This window comes from Nocardiopsis sp. TNDT3 (assembly GCF_003427465.1).
Taxonomy (GTDB): domain Bacteria; phylum Actinomycetota; class Actinomycetes; order Streptosporangiales; family Streptosporangiaceae; genus Nocardiopsis; species Nocardiopsis dassonvillei.
On the sequence record NZ_QPFC01000855.1, the window covers coordinates 1 to 4,460 of the forward strand.

At 73.1% G+C, this 4,460-nt stretch carries 3 protein-coding genes; 2 read left to right on the forward strand and 1 reads right to left on the reverse strand.

Going from position 1 to position 4,460, the window contains the following annotated elements; all coding sequences use genetic code 11:
• Positions 1 to 30: 30 nt before the first annotated feature.
• Positions 31 to 1,263, reverse strand: a complete 1,233-nt coding sequence (locus tag DQW06_RS20585; RefSeq protein WP_013154108.1) for a DUF349 domain-containing protein — start codon at positions 1,261 to 1,263, stop codon at positions 31 to 33.
• Positions 1,264 to 1,715: 452 nt separating this feature from the next.
• Here DQW06_RS20585 and DQW06_RS20590 point away from each other — a divergent pair, with 452 nt between their 5' ends.
• A complete protein-coding gene (locus tag DQW06_RS20590) occupies positions 1,716 to 2,393 on the forward strand; it encodes an MBL fold metallo-hydrolase (protein ID WP_117199125.1) in 678 nt (225 codons plus the stop codon).
• A gap of 278 nt (positions 2,394 to 2,671) precedes the next feature.
• The gene (aspS, locus tag DQW06_RS20595; protein ID WP_013154106.1) at positions 2,672 to 4,426 is read left to right on the forward strand and encodes an aspartate--tRNA ligase; all 1,755 of its coding nucleotides are present in this window, start codon (positions 2,672 to 2,674) and stop codon (positions 4,424 to 4,426) included.
• Positions 4,427 to 4,460 lie beyond the last annotated feature (34 nt).

The following is a 4,460-nucleotide window of genomic DNA, read 5'->3' on the forward strand; positions in this document are numbered from 1 at the left end:
GCGCCACGTGGCGCGGCCCGTCCAACGGGCTCAGCTCAGCTCGTCGAGGGCCTTCTCCGCCTCGGCCAGCCACGAGCGGCGGGCCTCCAGCGCGTCCTCGTACTCTCTGACCCGGCGCTCGTCGCCCCTGTCCCTGGCCTTGCCCAGCTTGGCCTCCAGGTCGGCGATCGCCGCCGCCAGCTGCGCGACCGTGTCCCTGGCGCGGGCCCGCGCCTCGGGGTTGCTGCGCTCCCACTCGGCGTCCTCGGCCCGGCGCACGCCGTCCTCGATCTGCCGGAAGGCGCCCTCCAGCTGGTCGCGCACGTCGCGCGGCAGCTCACCGGCCTCCTCCCAGGCGTCCTGGAAGTCGCGCAGCCGCGCACGCGCCCGGCGAGGGTCGGAGATCTTCGGGATCTCCGCCTGGGCCTCGGCCAGGATCCGCTCCTTGGCCTCGGCGTTGACCCGCAGTTCGGCGTCGCGCTCGGCGAAGGTCGCGTTGCGCGCGTCGAAGAAGGTGTCCTGCGCGGCCTTGAAGCGCGCCCACAGCTTGTCCTCGCTCGCCCGGTCCGCCCGGCCGCTGCGCTTCCAGCGCTGCATCAGGTCGCGGTAGGCGCGGGCCGTGGCCCCCCAGTCGGTGGAGCCCGACAGGGCCTCGGCCTCCACCACGATGCGCTCCTTCTCCGCACGCACCGACTCGCGCTCCTGGTCCAGGCTGGCGAAGTAGGCCTTGCGCCGCTTGGAGAAGGAGTTGCGCGCCGCCGACATGCGCTTCCACAGCGCCTGCTCGGTGGGCCGGTCGGCCCGCGGCGCCTTCTTCCACTCCTCGATGAGCTGGAGCATCCGCTCGCCGCCGGACTTCCAGTGCGTCGTCTCCACCGCGACCCGCTCGGCCTCGGCGACGATGCGCTCCTTGACCTCCCGGGCCTGGCCGCGCGCCTGCTCCTGGGCCTGCTTCTGCTCGACCTTGCGCTCCTCGGCGCGGCCCGCCAGCGCGTCCAGGCGGCCCATCAGCGACTCCAGGTCGCCGACCGCGTTGGCCTCCCGGACCGAGTCTCGCAGCTTGTCGATGTTCGACATCGCGGCGGAGGCGGACAGGTCGGTGTTGCGGAGCCGGTTCTCCAGCAGCTCCACCTCGGTGACCAGGGAGTCGTACTTGCGCCGGAAGAAGGCCAGAGCCTCCTCGGGCGCCCCCGCCTGCCACGATCCGACGACCCGCTCGCCTTCGCTCGTGCGCACGTAGACCGTGCCTTCGTCGTCTACGCGGCCCCAAGGGTCCGTGGTCACCGTGTCCTCCTGCTGTCATGAACCCGGCCGTGGGGCGGGTTCGGGTCGTCGCGTCGCACTCCTCGCCGGTTCGCGATGGGAACCACCGTGCTGAGCACGATATCCCCGCGATCCGGTGGGAGGCGCCGCGCCGTGAATTCACGTCTGCGCAGATCACGCGGGTCCGCGCGCCCTCGGGTATGGGGCCGGGCCGCCCTCCCGCCCAGCGCTGGCGCAGGTCGGGGCCCCGGCGTGCACCAAGGACGGTGACCAATATGGCATTACCACGCGGTTTGGCAAAGAGGCCAGCCGCGCGCGGTGATCGAATGGTGATCAAACGCGTACCCGGGCACGACGACCGGGTCGCCGCCCCCGCCCCGCCTCGATAGGCTGCACCGGGGGGACGCTGCGTCCGGACCGGGACCCGCCGCCCCGCGACCGCGCACCCGACCGAGGACAGGACGACATCCGCCGTGCTCATCGCCGCACTTCCCACCGGGCCCCTCGCCGCGAACTGCTACGTGCTCGCACCGGCCCCGGGCGGCGACTGCGTCATCGTCGACCCCGGCCAGGAGGCCACCGAGCAGGTCGACAAGGTCCTGTCCGAGCACGGGCTGACCCCCGTCGCGGTGCTGCTCACCCACGGCCACTTCGACCACGTGTGGTCGGCCGCCGACCTGTGCGCGCTCCACGGCGTCCCCGTCCACCTGCACGCCGCGGACCGCGGACTGCTCACCGAGCCCGCCGCGGGGGTGGACCCCGGCTTCGCCGCGCAGCTGTCCGCCCTGCTGGGCCCGGGCCCCCACCCCGAGCCCGACGACCTGGTCGAGGTCGGCGGCGGCGACACCCTCACCCTGGCCGGACTGGACTTCGGGGTCGAGCACACCCCCGGCCACACCCCCGGGTCGGTCGTGTACACGGTGACCACCGAGGACGGCGTCCCCGTGATGTTCGCCGGGGACCTGGTCTTCGCCGGTTCCATCGGCCGCACCGACTTCCCCGGCGGCGACCACGCCGCCATGCTGCGCAGCCTCGCCAGCGCCGTGCTGGGCCGCCCCGACACCACCCAGGTCCTGCCCGGCCACGGACCGGCCACCACCGTCGAGCGCGAGCGGGCCACCAACCCCTACCTGCGCGATATCGCCGGCTGACACCGTGCCCCGGCCGCCCTCTTCCGTCCCGCAGGAACGACGTATGACCACCCCACACCACCGAGGCGCCCGCCGCCCGAGCGCGCCCGCGCGGCCGCACGGCGGGCGAGATACCCGCACCGGCCCCGCCTGAGGGCGGATCGCCGGTGGCTTCGCACGCCCTTCCCCCGGTCCTCCCCCCACCGGGTGCCCGAAGGCCGTGTGCGCAGGATCTGGCCCGCACCCGAGCGCAGGTCGGGCACACTTGACACGAACAAAGACGCTGAAGGAGTAGTCCGTTGATACGCACGCATGAGGCAGGTGCGTTGCGCGCCGAGCACGCAGGCGCGACCGTCGTCCTCGCCGGGTGGGTGGCACGCCGCCGCGACCACGGCGGGGTGGTCTTCCTCGACCTGCGCGAGGCCTCCGGCGTGGTCCAGGTCGTCGTCCGCGAGGACGACCTCGCCCACGACCTGCGCGCCGAGTACTGCATCAAGGTCACCGGCTCGGTCCGGGTCCGCCCCGAGGGCAATGAGAACCCCGAGATCCCCACCGGCGCGGTCGAGGTCGTCGCCGACGAGATCGAGGTGCTTAGCGAGGCCGCGCCGCTGCCCTTCCAGCTCGACAGCGCCGCCGACGTGGCCGAGGAGACCCGGCTGCGCTACCGCTACCTGGACATCCGACGCCAGGAGATGGCCGACAACCTGCGCCTGCGCTCCAAGGCGACCTACGTCGCCCACGAGGTCATGCGCGACCTGGGGTTCACCTACGTGGAGACCCCCTACATGACCCGCTCCACGCCCGAGGGCGCCCGCGACTTCCTCGTCCCGGTCCGCCTCCAGCCGGGCCACTGGTACGCGCTGCCGCAGTCCCCGCAGCTGTTCAAGCAGCTGCTCATGGTCGGCGGCATGGAGCGCTACTACCAGCTCACCCGCTGCTTCCGCGACGAGGACCTGCGCGCGGACCGCCAGCCGGAGTTCACCCAGATCGACCTGGAGATGAGCTTCGTCGACGAGGAGGACCTCTTCGCCGTCGGCGAGAAGCTGTTCACCCGCCTGCTGCGCGAGGTGCGCGGCGTCGAGCTGCCCGAGCGCTTCCCGCGGATGCGCTACTCCGAGGCCATGGACCGCTTCGGCTCCGACAAGCCCGACCTGCGCTTCGGCCAGGAGCTGGTCGAGGTCACCGCCTACTTCGCCGACACCCCCTTCCGGGTCTTCAAGGCCCCCTACGTGGGTGCCGTGGTCATGCCGGGCGGCGCCTCCCAGACCCGCAAGGAGCTGGACGCCTGGCAGGAGTGGGCGCGCTCGCGCGGCGCGAAGGGCCTGGCCTACGTGCTCGTCCAGGAGGACGGCTCCCTGGGCGGCCCGGTGGCCAAGAACCTCTCCGAGGCCGAGCGCGGGGGCCTGGCCGCCCAGGTCGGCGCCGCGCCGGGCGACGCGGTGTTCTTCGCCGCGGGCGCCCGGACCGCGAGCCAGGAGCTGCTGGGCGCGGCCCGTCTGGAGATCGGCAGGCGCTGCGGCCTGATCGACACCTCCCGGTGGGAGATCCTGTGGATCACCGACATGCCCCTGTTCGAGGAGGCCGACGAGGAGGGCTCCTGGAAGCCGGTGCACCACCCCTTCACCGCCCCGGCGGTGCAGGACGAGGCCGACTTCCAGGACCACCCGGGCACCACCGACTCCCGGGCCTTCGACCTGGTGCTCAACGGCTACGAGCTGGTCTCGGGCTCCATCCGTATCCACCGGGCCGAGATGCAGCAGCGGATCTTCGACGTCATCGGCCTGAGCAAGGCCGAGGCCGAGTCGAAGTTCGGGTTCCTGCTGGAGGCGTTCAAGTTCGGCCCGCCGCCGCACGGCGGCCTGGCCGTGGGCTGGGACCGCATCGTCATGCTGCTGGCCGGTCAGCCGACCATCCGCGAGGTCATCGCCTTCCCCAAGACCGCCTCGGGCGGCGACCCGCTGACGGGCGCGCCCACGCCGATCACCGCTGAGCAGCGGGCCGAGGCCGGGGTGGACGCCGACCCCGACGCCGAGGAGCGCGAGAAGCGCAAGTAGGGGGCCGTCGGCCCTGTCGGGGGCGGTGCGCGCA